This is a genomic window from Bacillus sp. z26 (assembly GCF_058313635.1).
Window position 1 is genome coordinate 204,945 of the sequence record NZ_JBZFQM010000001.1, and the last position, 19,102, is coordinate 224,046.

Genomic DNA, 19,102 nt, shown 5'->3' on the forward strand with positions numbered 1-19,102 from the left:
GAGGAATTGAGCCTATGGATTCCATAGTACACAATTCCTCTTTTTTAATTATTCTACCGGTACTAATAAATTTAATTCAATATCATCATTTTTCAAATCAAAAGATTTTGATTTAACCGTTATACCACTTTTTAAATCCATTTTACTTAATGCCAAATAAATCGTCTTATCACTCGGTCTGATTATCACCCAATCAGGCATCTTATATTTTTCATCAATATAATTCAGGACAAATGTTGCCGGCAAACTCATCCCGCCAATTTGTATAGATTCATGCTTTAAAAGCAAGTCACCATTCTCTAATGTAACTGGGTCAAATAACACCTTTAGCTCGACATTCCTTCCAAACGCTGCTAATGTTCCGTACAATTCCAGATTATCCTTTAAAAGTACCTCATATTGGATAGGGCTATCTGAACTTTCTTCCTCAATATAATGATTAATAATCCGATTAAGGTCTTCCTTGTTTGAAGTAAACGGAATTTCAACTGTTTCTTTGTTTTTGGCTAGCTTATTTAATGATTCATCATCTTTTACTGGACGAGTTGTCCAGTAGATCAGAATACATGCTGCGATTAAATTTATGGTTAATAGTCCAAAAAAAAGTAACTTCCACTTATTATTTTTATTGAAGATTTCCCCCATTATTCTCCCCCTCATTGACCATCCTCATATTATTTATATTATCAACGGTACGCTCTTTCATTTCGTCATATATTCGCTTTGCAATGATTTCATAACCCCTGTCATTCGGATGAAAATAATCTTCCTTGTATAAAAGATTTTCATCCGAATCTGAGAATGCATCATCTATCTCTATGAAAAATGCATTTGAATCCTTGTTAACAATTTCTCGACTGATGCTATTCCAATCATCCATAATCTTATCCAGTTCCTGAAAAGTAGAGATCCATTTACCGAAAGGGTTATACAATCCGACAAAATAAATTTCTGCATCCTTATTATACTGTCTAATTACACTAAAAATCTCTTTTAATCGCTCCTCATAATGCTCGGCCTCGAGGTAAAAATCTTGCATTGTTAAATTTGTAAATTGATCTTTTACAACTTTCATGATATCATTCCCGCCAATGGTGATCACAATGACATCTGCCTGTTGAATATCAGAAATTAATTGTGGTGTTTGCAGTTTTTTCAAGAGATCTGTGGTTCTATTACCGCGAACACCATGATTGGCAAATTCAGCTTCTTTAATCCCTTTATTTTGTTCTAAATAAGATACTAAATAAGGAATATATCCACCACTTTCACTGCTGTCCCCGACCCCCTGTGTCAAGGAATCTCCTAAGGATACAATATTTATATCAGTTGGAAAGAAATCATCGGGTATTTCTTGTTTTACTGCTTTTGTTAGATAAGAGGTTGAGTGTTCTTCCACTTGCTTGCCTAATAATGTTTGGACAATATTACACCCAGAAAGCATAAAAGACAGCATCACAGTTATCGAAATTTTCCAAAACATAAGATGTCACCTGCCTTAATAATACTCTTATTATACTCATTATATTTACAACAATTATCAATATGATATAAAAAAGGACAGGTTTCCCTGCCCTCCCCTATTTGGATTGTAGTATTTTTATATGCTTCATAATATCATCGATGGGTATATCTTCAAGTCCGGAATATTGCTGAACCACTATTCCATCTTGATTCACCAATGAAAAACTGGTTCCATGAATGACCTGATCTCCTTCAGCGGGCTTCGAGACCATTAATTTAAAGCTATCTTTTGCCAAGCTTTCAATTGTTTCCTGGTCATATCCCGTCAAAAAACTCCAATTATCGAAATCCGCCTGAAAACTTTCCCCATATTTTTTTAAAACAGAAGGTTTATCAAACGCTGGATCCACACTAAAGGATACAATATGTACATCTTCAAGACCTTCTTCAGATATCTTATTCTGAAGCTTTTTCATATTAGATGTCATCGGCAAACATACCGTATTACAATTTGTAAAAATGAAGTCAGCAATCCAAACTTTTCCTTTTAAATCAGCTTTTGATAAGGTATTGCCACTTTGGTCAGTAAAGGTAAATTCATTTACCTTCCAATTCTTAGCATTAGGTATTTCTTGTTCGGAACATGCATTTACAATCATAACCAGAAACAAAATCATTGCTATTTTGCCAAAATATTTCATGGATAACCACCCTGTGATCAATCTCTATTAATGCTAATTTTATCAAAATCTGTATTTTCACAAAAGTATTTTGCCTATATTTCATGTATTTTCTTTTAAGATGAGGTTACATGATAATCAAACAAATTGGTCATCTATTCCAAAAATTATGAATAGCTTTGGCATTCTTCAAAATCTATAAAAGGCTTAAACATGTAGTAATAGCGATTATTCTATCCATTTCCTACTCAAACTGGATTTCAATTGATACAATTTCAGAGCGTGTACCGATTCTAATAGGTGGTCCCCAAAAACCATAACCAGAGGTCACGATTGTGTGCATCTGTTCCTGTTGTAAATAACCCCAATCATTTTCATAAATCGCATCAGTGATTAAGTTACCAGGGAAAATTTGCCCGCGATGAGTATGACCGGACACCATTAGGTCAATACCTTCCTGTTGTGCAATGTTAAGTTCATAAGGCTGATGTTCCAATAAAATAGCAGGTTTTTCAAGATCCACTCCGCTCATTATTTTTTCTAATGGCAATCTGTCCTCTTCGGTTCGATCTTTACGCCCAATGAGTGTGAATTCATTTTCAACTTTTACCGTTTCATCGTACAATACATTGATACCACTGCGTTCCAAGGCTAGAATTAATTCCTGCATGGTACCATCATGCTTATCATGATTGCCAAGCGATGCATAGACTCCATATGGTGCATGAAGCTTGGATAATATTTGATCAATTTTTTGATCAAGGAATGGTTGAACATCATCATCAAAAAGATCGCCGGGAAGCAGGATTAGATCTGGGTTGAGTTTGTTGATTTGATCCACTAAACGCTCTGCATGATCTTTGCCTGACAGCAGACCAAAGTGTGTATCAGCCGCCATTACAATATCTAGGGTATCAAGGGAAGATGATCCTTTATCCATCTTAATTTCATAGCTGCGAACGACAGGGCTGTATGCATTATATGTGCCGTATAATAGAAAGAACACAAGCAACCCCATAGCGACGATGCCTGTCCATTTTTGTGTTCCATGTCGCGGCAGGCGGGTTAGGCGTAAGATTATAACCATAAGATGGGCAAGAGGAACTAACAATAACAGCAAATAAAAGCATGCCATCCAGTAAGCACCAATAATATTTAAAAATGTAATCCCGGAAATGCGGCCGACAATAAACGAACTCCCTGCAAACACGAAGATAAGGATGTAAAGGATCTTAAAACGACGACTTGATGATTCTGGTCGGAGCAAAACATACCCCCGCCAGCCAATATAGTAAACAAGTCCGCCATAGAGTAATAGTGCGATAACTATAGTGAGAATGAACATATGTATTCTGTAAACTCCTTTTCGTATAAATTGTGTCTTTATTTCAATAAAGCAACGACAGGCGGGATCTTGTTTCTGTCCACGAGATGTTGCACTAATTTTTTTAATCACTTTAATCATAATAACCTTTTATCGCCGATTTAAGAATAAATTTGCAAGATTGGAATACATCCAACCTAATAGATAAGCCATCATTCCAGAGGAAGCACTGATTGACACTTTCCTTATAAATCTATTCCTGTTCAGTTATGGTACTTAGCTATGATAAAACTTTTTTCACCTAGGTGGGATATACACTCTAAATGTTGTACCACTTTCCACTTCAACTTCCTTTTCATTCTCTCGATGATTGTTAGCACAGCATGAAACCATTACTAGTCTCTTTATCTTTTAACGGATAAAAAGCCGTTCCCAATTATTGAGAAGATAAAAAGGACTATTCCCATAAAAATAGCTGTTAACATGAGAATTTTACGTTATTATGTTAATCAGCTTTTTATATTTATCAGAGGACCTTGAAAAATCTCGTAGTATCTATGTATAGACAAAATTAGGCAGGTTACCTGTAAAAAATAAAAAATATTATTAAAATCATAAAAAATACACTATCCCCCATGTAATAGTGTATTTTTACATTTATATAATTTATTCTGCATAATACATAAAACCTATTGCCCCTATACCTGTATGTGTACTGATAATAGGCGTTGTATCATAGATTGGTACATCATCTATTCCAAGTTCTTTTATAATCATTTCTTTAAGTTTCGTTGCAAGTTCTATTGCATCGGCATGAGTAATGCCAATCCCTTTCAGGACTTTCCCCTCCGTATCCTGCACAAGCTGCTTAACCAAATACTTGACAATTTGGCTTTGACTTCTTACTTTTGCTACGGGAGTATATTCACCTGTATCCAGTGAAGCAATCGGCTTAATATTTAAGAGTGAGCTTAACATAGCCTTTCCTTTTCCGATTCGGCCACCCTTCACTAAATTCTCCAGAGTATCTACCACTACAAAAAGACGCGTATTTTCCCTAATATGATCAATTCGTTCAACAATCTCATCCATTGTTTTGCCTTCATTTGCCAATTTAGCTGCTTCTAATACCTGAAAGGCTAATGCATTGGATATATATTTTGAATTAACGACAGTAACTTTCCCGTCGGCCATCCTGGCGGCGGTCTGAGCCGACTGAACAGTTCCGCTCATTTGAGCAGTCATATGGATAGATAACACTTCACTTCCGTCTTCCGACAGTTTATTATAAACCTCTAAGAATTCACCTGCCGGCGGCTGTGAGCTTTTTGGAAGTTCTTCCGATTGCTGCATTTTTGTTATAAACTCGTTTGGTGAAATGTCAACGCCATCAATGTATGTTTCGCCATCTATTGTAATTGAGAGGGGTACAACCGTTATGTTATTCTCTTTGATGATCTCTTTTGGCAGATCAAGAGTTGAGTCAGTAACAATTTTAACATTTGGCATATTTTCACATCCTATATGTATGACTATTCATATTATACACGGTAGAAATTAAATTTTAAATGCATTTTATTATTACCTTTATAATTTAGATAGGGATTGCCGATACGGGGTAAACTCTCTTTTCTATCTATTGTTTACACAAATAGCACGCAATCACTTGTCCTGTTATTGAAACTTGTACGTAATTGAGTTGTTTCAATATTTCCTATATTTTAAAAATACAACCTACCTCGATAAACCATTTTGAATTTAGATAGAGAAAGAGTGCAAATCGTCGTCGATTCACACTCATCTGTTCAAATAAGTCTTTTTAAGATTAGCTAGTTGCTTTAAAAAATAAAAATACTCTCGGTCCAATCTGCGTAACTCACCTACCTCACTCCAGCACTAATTCAGAATGCTCCGCTTTCTTTAGCTTTCGTTTATATACATATTTTGATAGTGATATACTAATTTCATACAGCAGCAGTAAAGGAACTGAGACAATAAAATCAGACAGAAATTCAGGCGGAGTAATCAGGATTGCGATCACAATTAATACAAAATAAGCATATTTTCTATACTTTGCCATTATGTAGGGATTGATAATCCCAAGAGACGTCAAAAACATCATGACAACGGGCAGTTCAAACAGAAATGCAAATGGCAATGACATATTAATGATAAATTTAAAATATTTTTCTGCCGTATAGGCTGTCGTCATCACATCATTCCCCAGATCTGTTAAGAAGCTTATAACAATTGGGAAAATGACAAAATATCCAAAAGATAATCCGGCAATGAATAAAATAAACAAAGCAGGTATATAGGATAATGCAATCTTTTGTTCATGTTTCAAAAGCGCAGGTTTTACAAACAACCAAAGCTGAATTGCAAGAACAGGTATCGTGCAGGCAATAGCCACAATTGAAGCTATTGTAAAGTAAATCCACATAACATCACTAGGTCCAAGTACAATAAGCTTCTCTTCGACATTACGAGTAAAAAATTTATATATATCTTTTACAAAGAAGAAGGATACACATAAAAATAGTACAAAAGCAGTTACCGTGATGATTAACCTTGTTCTCAATTCATCAAGGTGCTCTATGATATTTAATTCTTTCTCTTCCAAACTAGAGTCACGCCTTTCTGAATCCCTTTAAAGAGGTGTAAGAATTTATTCTCACACCTCTCTTAAATTGAAACTATTCAATTATTTGTTGGCTTCTTTTTTAACATCCCTTATATCATCCATTACATCACTGGTTAAATCTTTTGTGGAATTTTTAAATTCTCGTAACGTTTGACCAAACGCCCTGCCGATTTCAGGTAGCTTCTTAGGTCCAAAGATAATCAGTACTAGTAATAGGATTAATATTAATCCCGGCACCCCTATATTTGAGAACATGCTTTTCTCCCCTCCCAAGCTGATATGAATCTACTACTATTATAATTGTTTTAAGAGTAATGAAAAGAAATTATTTCATATAAAAACAGTTTATTTCAACTTTTACTTATTTAGGAATCAATTTTCATGGGTTAAACACGATTTAAATTCTTATATCAAAAACTGATAAAGACTGCTCCCTTTCTTTACTTCAAAAAATTGGAATCCTTTTTTCTCCATGCGCTGCATCAGTTCGTTATAATCCTCTCTTTTCTGTAATTCTATTCCAACGAGAGCAGGACCATTATCTTTATTATTTTTTTTCGTATATTCAAATCTGGTTATATCATCGTTCGGACCAAGCACTTCATCAAGGAATTCTCGCAGAGCACCTGCACGCTGTGGGAAGTGCACAATAAAATGATGTAAAAGACCTTCATATTGAAGAGAGCGATCTTTGATATCCTGCATTCTGCCAATATCATTATTTCCCCCGCTGATGATGCACACGACTGTTTTTCCTGCCAATTTATCTTTATATAAATCCAGTGCTGACACGGACAATGCCCCGGCTGGTTCTGCCACTATGGCATGCTCATTATATAATTCAAGAATCGTACTGCATACTTTTCCTTCTGGGACGGTCACAACATCTTTTAACAGTTCACAACATATAGTAAAGGTTTGCTGTCCAACCTCTTTTACGGCAGCTCCATCCACAAAGGACTCAATTTGTGATAATTTAACTACATGACCTTCCTTTATTGCTGTTTGCATAGAGGGTGCACCAACCGGTTCAACACCAATGCAGGCTGTGTTTGGGGATACACTTGAACTGTATGAAGCAACCCCTGACATTAATCCTCCGCCCCCCACACTGCCAAAAATATAGTCTATAGGCACATCAATATCATGAAAGATCTCAACGGCTACAGTACCTTGTCCGGCAATTACAAATTGATCATCAAATGGATGAATAAATGATCGTTTCTCTTCCTCCTCGCATATCCTGGCTTCCGCAAAAGCATCATCAAACGTATCACCAATCAGAATTATTTCCACATATTCTTTTCCAAACAACTCAACTTGGTTAATTTTTTGTCTCGGAGTAGTTGTTGGCATGTAAATTTTCCCATTTACCTTTAGTTCATTGCATGCATATGCCATACCCTGAGCATGATTACCGGCACTTGCACATACTATGCCATTTTCCAATTCTGCTTCCGATAAGTTCATCATTGCATAAAACGCCCCGCGCAGCTTAAAAGAACGCACATATTGAAGGTCTTCTCTTTTGAGATAAACATTGCAATTAAACTTCTCGGACAACCGTTTGTTTTTTTGTAAGGGAGTATGAGCCACTTTGTCTTTTAACTGTTGGTAGGCAATAATAATTTGTTCAAGCGGTACTCCTTGATTCGTATTCACCTGATGATTCATTTGCTCTCCTCCATTACTTTTATTAATCCATAAATTATAGCAGGTGCGGACAATAAATCAACTGAATTTTCAGAATAATGGTTTTTTAGGTGTGCAAAATATGAATTCGATAAATGAACTTAAGGCAAATTATCATGTTTGCTTTTATAGTTATCAACTATTATCGTAATTCTAAAAAAAACGACAAAACAGGTGAATAAAATCCCACCTGCTTTATCGCTTAAGCATAATTATCGTAAGTACCTTGGCAAGCAATCTATTTATGCTCCCTTTAACAGATTGCTCCGTTCTTCATTTATTTTTGTGTGGATCTGTTCAGCCACTGCAGCCATTCCCTCTGCGTCGTAACGTTCAGAAAAAATCGCAGGTAAAATAATAAGCTTAACCTTCCCCGGCTTAATCCTATTATGATTATTTTCGAAAATATCTGCTGAACCTTGGATCACAAAAGGTACAATCGGAACTTTTGAATCTTTTGCAAGACGTAAAGAACCAGCCTTAAATTCACCAATCTCCTTGCCTCTATTACGTGTACCTTCTGGAAAAATGAGCATGGAGTGACCATCCTTTAACTTTTGTACACCTTGTCTAATCGCCTGTACAGAGGCTCGGCGGTCTTTACGATCCATAAACACGCAGCCCATTACCTCCATCCAGTCTGCAACGATTGGAATTTTTTTCACTTCAATTTTAGCAATAAAGCCAAAAGGCTTGGGAATTCCATCCAGTAAAACCGGTATATCAAAGTCTCCTTCATGATTTCCAACAAATAACACTGGACCTTCCGGGATATTTTCGATTCCTTCCACTTCCAGCTCACAGCCTGATTTCTTTAAAAACCCTTTTGCCCATTTTTTCGGGACTTGTTGAATAACCACATCGTCACGAGCATCATTGTGCGCGTAGACCTTTTTCATTTTCTTTAATTCCGGTAAGCTATACAGTAAAAAACCGCATAAATTGAAAAACATATAAATTAAACGTAACAATGAAACTCAACTCCTATATTTAATCCTTCTTACGTATGTACTCTTTAAAATAATAATCATATGGATTTTTTTCGTCTTTAGGCCCTTTTTCAGAGGAGATCAAAATCCAGTCTTTGTCATAATTTTGGATAGGGAAGAATGTATCTCCTTCAAAATCATGATCAATGTATGTCAAATAGATTTTTGAGACATATGGAAGAAGCTGTTCAAATAAAACTTGACCGCCAAATATGATACATTCAGTATCCGTATTTTTTTCAATTTGATGAATTTCATCCACGGAATGCACAACTTTAATCCCATCAAAGACCCAAGATGTATCTTTTGTTAAAACTACATTTGTCCTGCCTGGAAGAGGCTTTCCTATAGAATCAAACGTTTTCCGCCCCATAATGAGGATTTTCCCCATCGTTGTTTGTTTCACATGGGCCATATCAGCAGGAATACGCCATGGAAGATTATTATTTACGCCAATAACCTGATTACGATCATGTGCTACGACAATTGAAAACATAAAGTACCCTCCGAACAAACTTTTACCTCTATTATATCAAATTTCGAACCGACATGTTATTTTGGAAAAACAATATCCCCCTGTAAAAGGGGGGATTCAGATTGCAGACAAAAGGAATTCAGAATGGCTCTATAGGAGCCCAATTCTGAATTCCTTCTTTATTTTTTTTGCTTTTTCACGATGGATAGAACGATCCTTCTCAATTATTTAGGCCATTTTTGGACTTTCCTACGTCCAATTGGCCATCTTCTTCAAGTTCATGGCGGCGAAAGTAAGCATCCGCAAAGACACGTTCAATCGTTTCTTTGCGGATGGCATATATCATTTTATTCTCACAAAAAACACAGAGAATTTCTGTCTTATACCGTGGAAACTCATATATGAAGCAGTATCCTATTTTCTGCAGAATGGGAGAGACTCCTGCGGGAAAAACAAGCGTACCCTAGACCCCGCAGCGCAGAGCGCGAGGAGGCTTGATGCTTGTCCGCGGAAAGCGAGCCCATTCTGTAGAAAATAGCGTTAACATAATAGCCAAAACAAAAAAAGCTGTAGACAAGGTCCCTAAAAAATTAAGGGATTTGTCTACAGTCTGTATCCCCCTGTAAAAAGGGCGGGTATTACCGATCTATATAGCGTTTCTATAATAGTCTAATATATCAGTAAGACTTTCCTTCAATTTATAATTTTGCTGACAGGACACTCTTACCACTTTTTCTCCCAGTATATGATGATTTCTCTCCTCATCCTGTTTACTTGGTGGTTCATTCAGATCTATAGATTCTTTTTCTATCGAGCAGGAACTTAAAGATTCAAAGTGCTCTACTATCTCCATCAATGTGTATCTATCTAATCGATCCAATTCATAAATATTTCCCGATTCACCATGCTCTAATAAATGAGCATAAATCATTGCTGCGTCTCTGACATCCAAAAAGGCTCTTTTAATCCCTGAGTTATTAACCTTCAAAGTGACATTCGGTTTATTATCCTTTTCACTTTTTACAATTCTTTTAGCAAATTGCGAGCAAACACCGGTTGAATTGCCTGGTCCTATTAAATTTGGTGGCCTGACCACTGATATAGGTAGTTGATACAAATAATGCCATGCCATAGCAACCGTCGATTGTATAGTTTTACTTAAACCATAGGGATGATTTGGTTTATCATCAGCAAGAGCTGTTTCCAGCATAGATCCAGTCACTAAAATTTTCGTGTCTGGCTTGTATTTTCTTACTGCTTCCAAAATATTAACTGTTCCTATCACATTGGTATCTACATATAACCCAGGGACATGCCATGATTCCCCTGCATGATTTTTTCCTGCTAGGTGGAGAATAAAATCAGGACTTGTGTCTGTAATTACCTTTTCTACATCTGACAAATGAGTTAAATCGCAATACACAAAAGTTGACGTTCCACCAGTTTGCTTATCTCGAGCTACTGGAATCACATGGTAACCCTGTTCATGAAAATACTTGCAGGCATGCTGGCCAGTAAATCCCTGAGCACCTGTTATGAGGATTTTCTTATTCATAAAGTGACATCCAATCACGCAATTCTTCGAGCATCTTAGGATAATCTTTTGCCTCATACAAACAATCATTGCGAGAATTAATTAATGTTTTATTAGAACACACTTCACTATCTGGAAGTATATCTACATCTTCTTTTAAAAAATAATTTTTAAAGTGAACCAATAAATCGTACTTGTTAATGGGCTCCAGTGCACTTAAATGATACAATCCCCCAATCTTCTGATCTATGGCATATCGAATGAACTTTGCTAATTCAAGCGTTGTCACTCCATTCCACCAAACTTGCTTATACCCTTTTATCGTACCAGTTTGTTTTAGAAACCACTGCAGCAAACCAATCCCATTATTTTTAATCTCAGGGCCTATGATGGAAGTCCTGATCGTTAGATGGGAGTCTAAATCCACTTCTCCAAGCGCTTTCGTTTTTGCATAGGACGTTTGGCCATCCTTCATATCGGTTTCAAGATAATTTCCTTTTTGGCCGCTGAATACACAGTCTGTACTAATATGAACAAGCTTACCACCATATCGGTCAAGCTGTCTGACAAGATGATGAGGTAATAAACTGTTCACAATAATAGCATCATAGATATTTTCATCGACCGCTTTATTCAAGATTCCTATACAATTGATAACGAAATCTGGTTTAGTTTGTTCAATGATATGATCCATATGTTTGAAATCTGTGGCATTCCATTTAATACTCTCATTATCTTCTTTACGAGTTGTAAAGTGAACTTGTAAGGTTGGATCAGCTTTTAAATAGTCAACCACCATATGGCCTGCCATTCCATGACCGCCTAATACAAGTACCTTCATAATAAAAATCCGCCTTTTGCCAACATTTTCTTCAATTCTTCTTTACTCAACAAGTCAAATTGAGAACTGTAGCTCCCATGCTCGACGGGTTTAAACTGATTGTAATGTTCTTTTAACCCCTTAATATCCAAGCTCGGTAATACTACATAATAGTCTTCATTATAATGGACTGTTTGATCACTCTCATGCTCCGAAAAAAGGATTTCATGAATCTTTTCTCCAGGGCGTATTCCCAGTTGTTTTATCTTCACATCTTTTATACCAGAGTCTTCAATCAATACTTCAGCCAGATCCTTTATCAGGCATGTAGGCATCTTCATCACAAAAATTTCCCCACCGATACTTTCATTAGAAGCCATAAATAGTAGTTCTATAGCATCTTCAATTGTTAAAAAAAAGCGAGTCATCCGAAAATCTGTAATCCCTACTTCACCTTTTTCTCGCATATGCTTCTTAAAAACATGAATGACACTGCCAGTTGTACCTAGTACATTTCCGCCCCTTACCGTTACAAAACTGGTTTCAGTATTTAGGGTATTTGCATGAATAATTAACCGCTCACCCATTGCTTTCGATAGACCATAAAAATTGGATGGGTTAGCTGCCTTGTCCGTAGAGATATAAATGACTTTCTTGATATGATTGATAATAGCTGCTTCTATTACATTTTGCGTACCAAGTACATTCGTTTTCATAGCCTCTAATGGCTGATCTTCACATACCGGAACATGTTTCAAGGCGGCCAAATGAAACAGATAATCTATATGCTGACAAGCTTGTATTAAACTTTCACGTTCTTTAATATCACCAATAACAAACTTTAATCGTTTGTCAGAATAATGCCTCATCATCTCTACTTGCTTTGATTCATTCCTTGAGTAGATTCTGATCTCTTCTGGATCCTGTTCTAACAGCTTTTTTACTAGCTCATATCCCCACGAACCAGTTGCGCCAGTTACTAAAATTTTTTTATTTTTAAACAAACCCCTTCACTCCCATTAGGTAATTGACAACTTTTTGAGATACATTCTTATCTCCATATCCATCCGGAATCTCCCAATCTGTAGACTGATTAAGCATAATTTCCACACTATTTACGATTCTGTCTGCCTCTGTGCCAGAGATGATATTACTTCCACATTCGACTGTTTCGGGTCTTTCAGTTGTGTTTCTGATCGTAACCGCTGGAATCTTAAGAATGCAGCTTTCTTCCTGGACTGTACCGCTGTCAGTTAAAACACAATAGGCATATTTTTGTAGTTTAATAAAATCAAATAATCCAAACGGTTCATGGAATTCAACCAGCGGTTCTGCCGTTAAATCTGTTATAGCTTTAAGTTTTGATTTGGTTCGTGGATGTATGCTGCAGATAATACGTTTATTATAGAACCTGGCGAGTTTATTTAACCCTGTAAAAATATCTTTTAAAACATCAGGTGCATCAACATTTTCCGAGCGATGAATGGTTACTAGAAAGTAGTTTTTCTCTCCTAATGAAAGATTTTCAAGTATTCGGCTCTGAGCAATTTGATCTGTGTAATGAGTGATTACCTCAAATATTGGGTTGCCAGTTAAAAATATCCGATTAACTGGCATGTTTTCCTTTAAAAGATTTTCGCGGCTTTTCTTTGTATAAGGAAGATTAAATGTACTGATTGAATCAATGATTCTTCTGTTTTTCTCTTCAGGAACCCGCAGGTCAAAACATCTGTTTCCTGCTTCCATATGATAGACAGGTATGCCATGACGCTCCATTAATATTGCACTCAATGCACTATTGGTATCGCCCAAAAGAAGGACTCGGTCTGGTTTTTCAATACTTATTATTTCTTCAAGAGAACGGAACATCGATCCAAGTTGTTCACCTAATAAATAGGAGTTCATCTTTAAATAGTAATCTGGTTTTCTAATTTTTAATTCTTCAAAAAAGACGTCACTTAATGAACGTGTGAAATTTTGCCCGGTATGGACCAGTGTATGTTTATCGGCGTATTGATCAAGTTTTTTTATAATGAGGCTTAACCTGATGATTTCCGGCCTTGTGCCTAAAATCGTCATAATATGCATAAAAAGTAGCTCCTCCGCTTCATTATCCGTGCTTTTAACAAACTATGTTCATATGCTTGTGTTTGCATAGACGGATCCACTAGATTTCCAAAAACATGTTAGCGTGTAACCCCAGTCACCTCACGAATCGTATTCAAAAGGTCTGTTACTCTTTTCTCAGTTGAATGTCGTTTTACCATTACTTGATAGCCATTTCGAATGATTCTTTATCTAAGTCACCATCCTGATTCCGAATAATCAAATTCACATGGTTAATTAATTCATCTATCAAATAATCCGTACTTTTCTCTATACCGTTATGAAAACGTTTCGTAAAAAACAAAATGGTCATACTCTCTTCTAAAAATGCTTCATGTCAGAAACATGAAGTAAAATAATCAACTGGTTTCTATCGCTATAACATCAGCCAGTCTTCCGGTAATCAGGCTACCACCGTAGCTTACTGTTGGGGCAAATGTAACGGAGTAAAAAATATCAGCCTGTATGGAAGACCTAATTACCGATAAAAAATAGACATTATTACACAATGTCTAAATAAAAAGGGTGTTTATTTCTTCTTCAAATTTTTCAGTGCTTTTTTCCCAAGTCCATTTTGCCGCCTCTATTTCACCTTGGGCAGAGATTCTTTGGCGAAGATTTTGATCCATTATTAACCTGGCTATATGATCATATAAGTTTTTCTCATAAGCATAAGAGATAAGAGCTGTTGATTCATGTTTACAGTAATCTATATTTCCACCGGAATAGTATGAGACAAGTGCCGCACCACAACTCATAGCCTCAAGCGGCGGTAAGAGAGCTGCTTCAAACATAGAAGCAGAAACATATATATCCGATTGGTTATACAATAGGTTTAACTGTTCATCATTCTGAGGCAGTTCAAAATTAAATGGACCTAAAAGCTTAATAGTTTGTAACTTTATGGAAGAATTAAACTCATCCGGAGGACATATTAAGTTAATGGAGACATCAGGAAAATTGGCTTTAATCTTTAGAAGGACCTCTATTAATTCATCCTGGTTACGTTGCCAGGCATAGCCGCCCTCCGTCATTCTCATAATAGCTGAAATAGTTAATGTTCCATTTTGCTGCCTTATACCTAAATTCCGAAAAGAATCACTGACTCCGACCGGGATGATACTGCCTTTAATTCCATGAGAAAGTTCAATTATTTTTTGCTGATACTCAGATAAAACAAATAAGTTCTTTGTGATATTATACGAAGGAAATGTACGTTGCTGATCTGGCAGAAACATAGGTTCATAGCACATACTGAGTCTAACATGTTTACCTTTCCCTTTTTGGCTGGCTTGCTCAGCAGAAGGCACTGTTAAATGGAAATTTGATACGATACAGTCAGCATACGGGTAATCCGCTTCCTCCAAAAATGTATTTGGCGTTCGAATGAGTGCAGCCATGATGGGATAGTCTACCACTCCAGACGAAGGCATAATGATTTTCACTTCATGGCCTTTAAGGACCAATCCATTTGTTATTTCGGCAAGCATCCGCTGAGCTCCACCTTTACAAAGGGTAAAGATTGGAAAGACAAATTTCACACCCAACCACTTCTTTCTAATTTTTCAAGAATAGGTTTATATTTAACACGAAGTTCGAGGACCTCTGCGATTTGATAGCGGTAATGCTTTTTACTACCCATTTCTGGATGCACCCTGTATAAAGTTAATGGTTCATTTAGAAAATGGAAAGGATAGCTTTGGATAACCCTTAACCAATACTCATAATCCTGTGTGTATTTATACTTCGGGTTAAACTCTCCTATCTTCTGGTATACTTCCTTTCTAAACATAACGGTACATCCATTAATATGACATCCCTGTTGGAAATGTCTGATAAATTCAGATGGTACTTCATAATGGATACCGACTCTTTCATATGTGATGTTGCTTTTTTCATCAATATAGGAATAATTCGTATAACTGATTGCGGATTGGCTCTCTTCCATAAACCGTACCTGATTCTCGATTTTTGTGGGCATAAAAATATCATCAGAACTTAACCATGCGAAATATTCGCCTGAAGCTACGCGCATTCCGGCATTTAAAGCGCTTCCTGTACCGCCATTTTCTTTCACAATATACCTTATGTCTTTCATATAGGGAACGACTTTTTCTTTAAAGGAAGTAGATCCATCATCCACAACGATTACTTCAATATTCTTATACGTTTGGTTTAAAGCACTTTCTATGGCTTGATTTATATAGGCACAATTATAAAAAGGTATAATAATAGAAACCTTAGCGCTCATATACCTCACTCCCTCACTATTTAATAAAAACTTCACATATGAACAGTTGTTTTATCCTATGCTTTCACCAAAAATTATGTGTTATGAATAATTCATTATCTTAATGAGAGAGAGCTACATATAAATAAGAAGAGTCAAAAAATATATGGAGTGATGATCATTTTGAGGAAAATGCTATTTATCTTCAACTATCCGAGTGGCGGAGTTGAAACATTAGCCAGACAGCGGAGCCAAGCTTTAAAGCCTTTCGATATTCACTTTGAGTTTTTATATTTAATGGAAGGACCTGGTTTGCAAAACATCAAAGATATCACCACATTTATTATTCCTAATGATGAGGGTATTAAAAAATTAATTCTCGAGGAAAACTACGAGGCTATAATCGTATGTTCAGATTATTTAATGTTAGAAAAAATTCGTCGGTTTGGATACAGTGGAATCTTAATTTATGAAATACAGGGACTAGGCAGTATGGATACAGCTAAAATTTGGCTTTCCGCTTATTCTAAACACTATCTCGATCAGTTTGCCAATGCCATATTGACTCCTGTTACTCCTCACCTTGTTAAATTTACGAAAGATTATTATCCTGATAAACCGAGTTTTCACTTTCATAATGGATTGGATCTCAACCAATTCAAGCTGAATATACATGTACCTGTAGAACCATCACCAATTATCGCTTGGGTTGGACGGATTGAGAAAAATAAGAATTGGAATGAGTTCATACTAATTGCTTCAACTTTAATCCACCTTCATCCTACGCTCCGTATTTGGTTTTTCTTAGATAGTAAACAGTATGATCCAAATGAAATGATCCTATTTCGCAACCTAATAAGTAAGGACCCACTATCTGATAAAATTACGCTGCACTATGATATCCCACATGCCGAAATGGCAAATTATTATTCAAAGATTGCAAAATCATCTGGTTTCTTGTGCTCTACCTCAATCACAGAAGGATTCGGTTATGCCTTGCTTGAAGCGATGAGCTGCGAATGTGCAGTATTAACAACCAATTCAGACGGAATTTCCAGTTTTATCCACCATGATCAAACTGGAAAAGTCTATCATCTAGGACAGATTGGCGAAGCATTGGTTCATGCCAAAGATCTATTGGAAAACCATGTATTAAGAACACAATTAACTGCCAATGCTGTCCATTATGTACGTGCCAATTTTTCTCTGGAACAATATGGTCATAACTTTGTTCAAATGATAGACCAATTAAAAAAACAACCCTGATTGATTTTTCAAACACCTGTAAGAACTTACTCTATCCATTTTTGAACCAATGTCTCGATTATACTGCCAACTGCGGATATGCTTAAAATAAGGATAAGGATATAAGCTACTGATGGGACGAATAAATATAAACAAACTAAAAATGTACTTATCCAAATTCCAGTACACCAGTGACAACTAATTAGTTCACCAACAAAATGCCGAAATCCCTTCTCCCGGGGAATTAAATAGGTGATTTCTTGACCGGTTTCATCTATTTCTATCTTTTCCTCAAAAAATGGATTCCTAATAAATTCAGTAATTTTATCGAACACAAATAATCGTGTTAATCGAAAGGCTGCTAATCCAATAATAAGTATTTTAATAATATCCAGCTCCATCATTGACTACCATCCTCTTCATTTTTATAAATACATGCAAAAATAGGCTAAATACTCATACAACAATACTCTTGTTTTCATAATCTGTTAGGGAATATATCATCAAGGAGGAGAAGATATGAGTTGCGGTTCTAATTATGAAACATCTAGTTGTGTATGCGATACTTTACTTGCTATTGCAGAAGCACAGGATTTAATAAACCCAGAAGAAGAAATTCTCTGTAAAGGTTGCGATAGGGCTATTAACGAATTAAACAAAGGCCAACTAGCTGTAGGACACAAATATAACACGATTCCAGTTCTGCTTACTGTATTTAACACCGGAGAGCTATTTGAAGGTCATGGATCAACCAGAAAGAAGGATAAATGTTATTTTATTGAATCCAAACTTTTCCGAGTCGATAATGTTGACCCCGATACTTGTTGTGCAACATTAGAATTATTAAGAAAAAAGGATCATTATTCAAAGGGTACAGACAAAGATGACCAGCATATAGAAGACCATAGTTATGATGAACTCGAAGGTACTAAAGCTTATATTACTGTTGATCTAAATATGTTCGGTGCAGTTAGTTGTCTATGTCCTGTATCTATCCATCATGATTGTAAATAAACTGGCAGGTTATTATTTACTTTCATATACTACAGCCTGGGGAAACCTCCTCAGGTTTTCTTTTTGTACGTCTTAGGGCTTTAATCATTTTCAATTTAAGATTTTTATCTACCTTTAGGCTTATCCTTAACTTCTTATACATCTTATGAAACTCCTCTTTTTTTGTTTAGGCAAAAGTAATTATATTCATAAAAAAGAGGACCCTATTTTTCAAATTTTGAAAGATAAGGTCATTATTATTTTTTTTACAGAGTAGAAAGTTCATCAATTTCATCTATCGCTAATAATCTTATTTCTTCACCTACTTTAATCTTTAAAATTTCTCCACGTTTACTCTCTATTTGCCCAATAATTGATTCTCCTCCAATTTTTATTTCACAGAATGGCTTTTGAACTACAGCTGGATACCTTGCTAACCTTATTAATTTTATGCGGAGATTATTTTTTAGCATTTCTCTTTCAGCTTGAACTATCTTATTTTCTTCCAAATTCAAGTTTTCTTCACTCAAATGATCATCTATGATCATAGAGGTATTTTCTTCGAATGTTTCTTCAATTTGTAAATCCTCTTTATATTCTTTTCTTACTGCTTTAACTTTTTCTAATTTTTTTTCCTCTTCCTCTTTAATACTTCCCTTACTATGGTAAATTTCTTGCATATTCTGAACACTTAACTTACTATTGTTCACTGGTTGAGTAATATAAAATAAAGGCATGGAAGAATTTATACTTTTATTGTCATTCATTTTCTTCCCTCCGTTTCATAAAAGTTAGTCATTAATATATGTATGCAATAGGCCTTTGTCCTTTGACAAATTACTTGCAACTAACTGAGCCTAATAGATGGGAGTGTTTTTTGTTAAACGTAATTCTCTCTGCAGGAAC

The 19,102-nt window shown here is 35.8% G+C and carries 22 protein-coding genes; 2 read left to right on the forward strand and 20 right to left on the reverse strand.

What is annotated here, in order from left to right; translation table 11 throughout:
• Positions 1-48 precede the first annotated feature (48 nt).
• From AC4G3K_RS00875 to AC4G3K_RS00960, 18 genes are all read right to left on the reverse strand, one after another.
• Positions 49-645 (reverse strand): YpmS family protein, encoded by a 597-nt coding sequence (locus AC4G3K_RS00875; RefSeq protein WP_491075397.1) that lies wholly within the window; start codon positions 643-645, stop codon positions 49-51.
• Positions 626-1,483, reverse strand: coding sequence for an SGNH/GDSL hydrolase family protein (locus AC4G3K_RS00880; RefSeq protein ID WP_491075398.1), 858 nt, complete (start codon positions 1,481-1,483; stop codon positions 626-628). The genes AC4G3K_RS00875 and AC4G3K_RS00880 overlap by 20 nt, the downstream gene beginning before the upstream one ends.
• A gap of 97 nt (positions 1,484-1,580) precedes the next feature.
• The gene (locus AC4G3K_RS00885; RefSeq protein WP_491075399.1) at positions 1,581-2,165 is read right to left on the reverse strand and encodes an SCO family protein; all 585 of its coding nucleotides are present in this window, start codon (positions 2,163-2,165) and stop codon (positions 1,581-1,583) included.
• Positions 2,166-2,388: 223 nt separating this feature from the next.
• Positions 2,389-3,489: a metallophosphoesterase gene (locus tag AC4G3K_RS00890; protein WP_491075400.1), complete on the reverse strand. Its 1,101-nt coding sequence runs from the start codon at positions 3,487-3,489 to the stop codon at positions 2,389-2,391.
• Positions 3,490-4,134: 645 nt separating this feature from the next.
• Entirely contained in the window at positions 4,135-4,977 is an 843-nt protein-coding gene (locus tag AC4G3K_RS00895; RefSeq protein WP_491075401.1) for a DegV family protein, read from the reverse strand.
• Positions 4,978-5,353: 376 nt separating this feature from the next.
• Positions 5,354-6,091: a twin-arginine translocase subunit TatC gene (tatC, locus tag AC4G3K_RS00900; RefSeq protein ID WP_491075402.1), complete on the reverse strand. Its 738-nt coding sequence runs from the start codon at positions 6,089-6,091 to the stop codon at positions 5,354-5,356.
• A gap of 81 nt (positions 6,092-6,172) precedes the next feature.
• On the reverse strand, positions 6,173-6,367 hold the full coding sequence (locus AC4G3K_RS00905; protein WP_491075403.1) for a twin-arginine translocase TatA/TatE family subunit: 195 nt from the start codon (positions 6,365-6,367) through the stop codon (positions 6,173-6,175).
• A 150-nt stretch (positions 6,368-6,517) separates the two neighbouring features.
• Complete coding sequence (gene ilvA / locus AC4G3K_RS00910; protein WP_491132151.1) at positions 6,518-7,786, reverse strand: threonine ammonia-lyase IlvA; 1,269 nt, start codon at positions 7,784-7,786, stop codon at positions 6,518-6,520.
• 260 nt (positions 7,787-8,046) lie between these two features.
• Complete coding sequence (locus tag AC4G3K_RS00915) at positions 8,047-8,775, reverse strand: lysophospholipid acyltransferase family protein (RefSeq protein ID WP_491075405.1); 729 nt, start codon at positions 8,773-8,775, stop codon at positions 8,047-8,049.
• 19 nt (positions 8,776-8,794) lie between these two features.
• Positions 8,795-9,289 (reverse strand): dihydrofolate reductase, encoded by a 495-nt coding sequence (locus AC4G3K_RS00920; RefSeq protein ID WP_491132152.1) that lies wholly within the window; start codon positions 9,287-9,289, stop codon positions 8,795-8,797.
• 199 nt (positions 9,290-9,488) lie between these two features.
• Complete coding sequence (locus AC4G3K_RS00925; protein WP_491132663.1) at positions 9,489-9,614, reverse strand: hypothetical protein; 126 nt, start codon at positions 9,612-9,614, stop codon at positions 9,489-9,491.
• A gap of 300 nt (positions 9,615-9,914) precedes the next feature.
• Complete coding sequence (locus AC4G3K_RS00930) at positions 9,915-10,823, reverse strand: NAD-dependent epimerase/dehydratase family protein (protein ID WP_491132153.1); 909 nt, start codon at positions 10,821-10,823, stop codon at positions 9,915-9,917.
• The gene (locus tag AC4G3K_RS00935; protein ID WP_491132154.1) at positions 10,816-11,643 is read right to left on the reverse strand and encodes a dTDP-4-dehydrorhamnose reductase family protein; all 828 of its coding nucleotides are present in this window, start codon (positions 11,641-11,643) and stop codon (positions 10,816-10,818) included. Before AC4G3K_RS00935 ends, AC4G3K_RS00930 begins: the two co-directional genes overlap by 8 nt.
• Positions 11,640-12,626: an SDR family NAD(P)-dependent oxidoreductase gene (locus AC4G3K_RS00940; protein ID WP_491075409.1), complete on the reverse strand. Its 987-nt coding sequence runs from the start codon at positions 12,624-12,626 to the stop codon at positions 11,640-11,642. The genes AC4G3K_RS00935 and AC4G3K_RS00940 overlap by 4 nt, the downstream gene beginning before the upstream one ends.
• Positions 12,619-13,710 carry a non-hydrolyzing UDP-N-acetylglucosamine 2-epimerase gene (wecB, locus tag AC4G3K_RS00945; protein ID WP_491132155.1) on the reverse strand — a complete coding sequence of 364 codons (1,092 nt, stop codon included), beginning with the start codon at positions 13,708-13,710 and terminating at the stop codon, positions 12,619-12,621. The genes AC4G3K_RS00940 and wecB overlap by 8 nt, the downstream gene beginning before the upstream one ends.
• A 178-nt stretch (positions 13,711-13,888) precedes the next feature.
• A complete protein-coding gene (locus AC4G3K_RS00950; RefSeq protein ID WP_491132156.1) occupies positions 13,889-14,041 on the reverse strand; it encodes a hypothetical protein in 153 nt (50 codons plus the stop codon).
• Between the two features lie 199 nt (positions 14,042-14,240).
• Complete coding sequence (locus tag AC4G3K_RS00955; RefSeq protein ID WP_491132157.1) at positions 14,241-15,218, reverse strand: glycosyltransferase family 4 protein; 978 nt, start codon at positions 15,216-15,218, stop codon at positions 14,241-14,243.
• Positions 15,219-15,265: 47 nt separating this feature from the next.
• Positions 15,266-15,979 carry a glycosyltransferase gene (locus AC4G3K_RS00960; protein ID WP_491132158.1) on the reverse strand — a complete coding sequence of 238 codons (714 nt, stop codon included), beginning with the start codon at positions 15,977-15,979 and terminating at the stop codon, positions 15,266-15,268.
• A gap of 171 nt (positions 15,980-16,150) precedes the next feature.
• On the opposite strand from AC4G3K_RS00960, the gene AC4G3K_RS00965 reads away from it, so the two are divergent.
• Positions 16,151-17,224, forward strand: coding sequence for a glycosyltransferase family 4 protein (locus AC4G3K_RS00965; protein WP_491132645.1), 1,074 nt, complete (start codon positions 16,151-16,153; stop codon positions 17,222-17,224).
• A gap of 26 nt (positions 17,225-17,250) precedes the next feature.
• Here AC4G3K_RS00965 and AC4G3K_RS00970 read toward each other — a convergent pair whose 3' ends face one another.
• Positions 17,251-17,607 carry a DUF1360 domain-containing protein gene (locus AC4G3K_RS00970; protein WP_491132159.1) on the reverse strand — a complete coding sequence of 119 codons (357 nt, stop codon included), beginning with the start codon at positions 17,605-17,607 and terminating at the stop codon, positions 17,251-17,253.
• A 115-nt stretch (positions 17,608-17,722) separates the two neighbouring features.
• Here AC4G3K_RS00970 and AC4G3K_RS00975 point away from each other — a divergent pair, with 115 nt between their 5' ends.
• Positions 17,723-18,217 carry a CotY/CotZ family spore coat protein gene (locus AC4G3K_RS00975; protein WP_491132160.1) on the forward strand — a complete coding sequence of 165 codons (495 nt, stop codon included), beginning with the start codon at positions 17,723-17,725 and terminating at the stop codon, positions 18,215-18,217.
• A 245-nt stretch (positions 18,218-18,462) separates the two neighbouring features.
• Here the strand turns inward: AC4G3K_RS00975 and AC4G3K_RS00980 are convergent, their stop codons facing one another.
• Positions 18,463-18,963: a hypothetical protein gene (locus tag AC4G3K_RS00980; RefSeq protein ID WP_491132162.1), complete on the reverse strand. Its 501-nt coding sequence runs from the start codon at positions 18,961-18,963 to the stop codon at positions 18,463-18,465.
• Between the last annotated feature and the right edge of the window lie 139 nt (positions 18,964-19,102).

Coding starts and splice junctions, on each gene's coding strand:
- AC4G3K_RS00875 (WP_491075397.1), bottom strand. CDS start 645: ATGGGGGAAATCTTCAATAAAAATAATAAGTGGAAGTTACTTTTTTTT.
- AC4G3K_RS00880 (WP_491075398.1), bottom strand. CDS start 1,483: ATGTTTTGGAAAATTTCGATAACTGTGATGCTGTCTTTTATGCTTTCT.
- AC4G3K_RS00885 (WP_491075399.1), bottom strand. CDS start 2,165: ATGAAATATTTTGGCAAAATAGCAATGATTTTGTTTCTGGTTATGATT.
- AC4G3K_RS00890 (WP_491075400.1), bottom strand. CDS start 3,489: ATGTTCATTCTCACTATAGTTATCGCACTATTACTCTATGGCGGACTT.
- AC4G3K_RS00895 (WP_491075401.1), bottom strand. CDS start 4,977: ATGCCAAATGTTAAAATTGTTACTGACTCAACTCTTGATCTGCCAAAA.
- AC4G3K_RS00905 (WP_491075403.1), bottom strand. CDS start 6,367: ATGTTCTCAAATATAGGGGTGCCGGGATTAATATTAATCCTATTACTA.
- ilvA (WP_491132151.1), bottom strand. CDS start 7,786: ATGAATCATCAGGTGAATACGAATCAAGGAGTACCGCTTGAACAAATT.
- AC4G3K_RS00920 (WP_491132152.1), bottom strand. CDS start 9,289: ATGTTTTCAATTGTCGTAGCACATGATCGTAATCAGGTTATTGGCGTA.
- AC4G3K_RS00925 (WP_491132663.1), bottom strand. CDS start 9,614: ATGATATATGCCATCCGCAAAGAAACGATTGAACGTGTCTTTGCGGAT.
- AC4G3K_RS00930 (WP_491132153.1), bottom strand. CDS start 10,823: ATGAATAAGAAAATCCTCATAACAGGTGCTCAGGGATTTACTGGCCAG.
- AC4G3K_RS00935 (WP_491132154.1), bottom strand. CDS start 11,643: ATGAAGGTACTTGTATTAGGCGGTCATGGAATGGCAGGCCATATGGTG.
- wecB (WP_491132155.1), bottom strand. CDS start 13,710: ATGCATATTATGACGATTTTAGGCACAAGGCCGGAAATCATCAGGTTA.
- AC4G3K_RS00950 (WP_491132156.1), bottom strand. CDS start 14,041: ATGACCATTTTGTTTTTTACGAAACGTTTTCATAACGGTATAGAGAAA.
- AC4G3K_RS00955 (WP_491132157.1), bottom strand. CDS start 15,218: ATGCTTGCCGAAATAACAAATGGATTGGTCCTTAAAGGCCATGAAGTG.
- AC4G3K_RS00960 (WP_491132158.1), bottom strand. CDS start 15,979: ATGAGCGCTAAGGTTTCTATTATTATACCTTTTTATAATTGTGCCTAT.
- AC4G3K_RS00965 (WP_491132645.1), top strand. CDS start 16,151: ATGCTATTTATCTTCAACTATCCGAGTGGCGGAGTTGAAACATTAGCC.
- AC4G3K_RS00970 (WP_491132159.1), bottom strand. CDS start 17,607: ATGATGGAGCTGGATATTATTAAAATACTTATTATTGGATTAGCAGCC.
- AC4G3K_RS00975 (WP_491132160.1), top strand. CDS start 17,723: ATGAGTTGCGGTTCTAATTATGAAACATCTAGTTGTGTATGCGATACT.
- AC4G3K_RS00980 (WP_491132162.1), bottom strand. CDS start 18,963: ATGAATGACAATAAAAGTATAAATTCTTCCATGCCTTTATTTTATATT.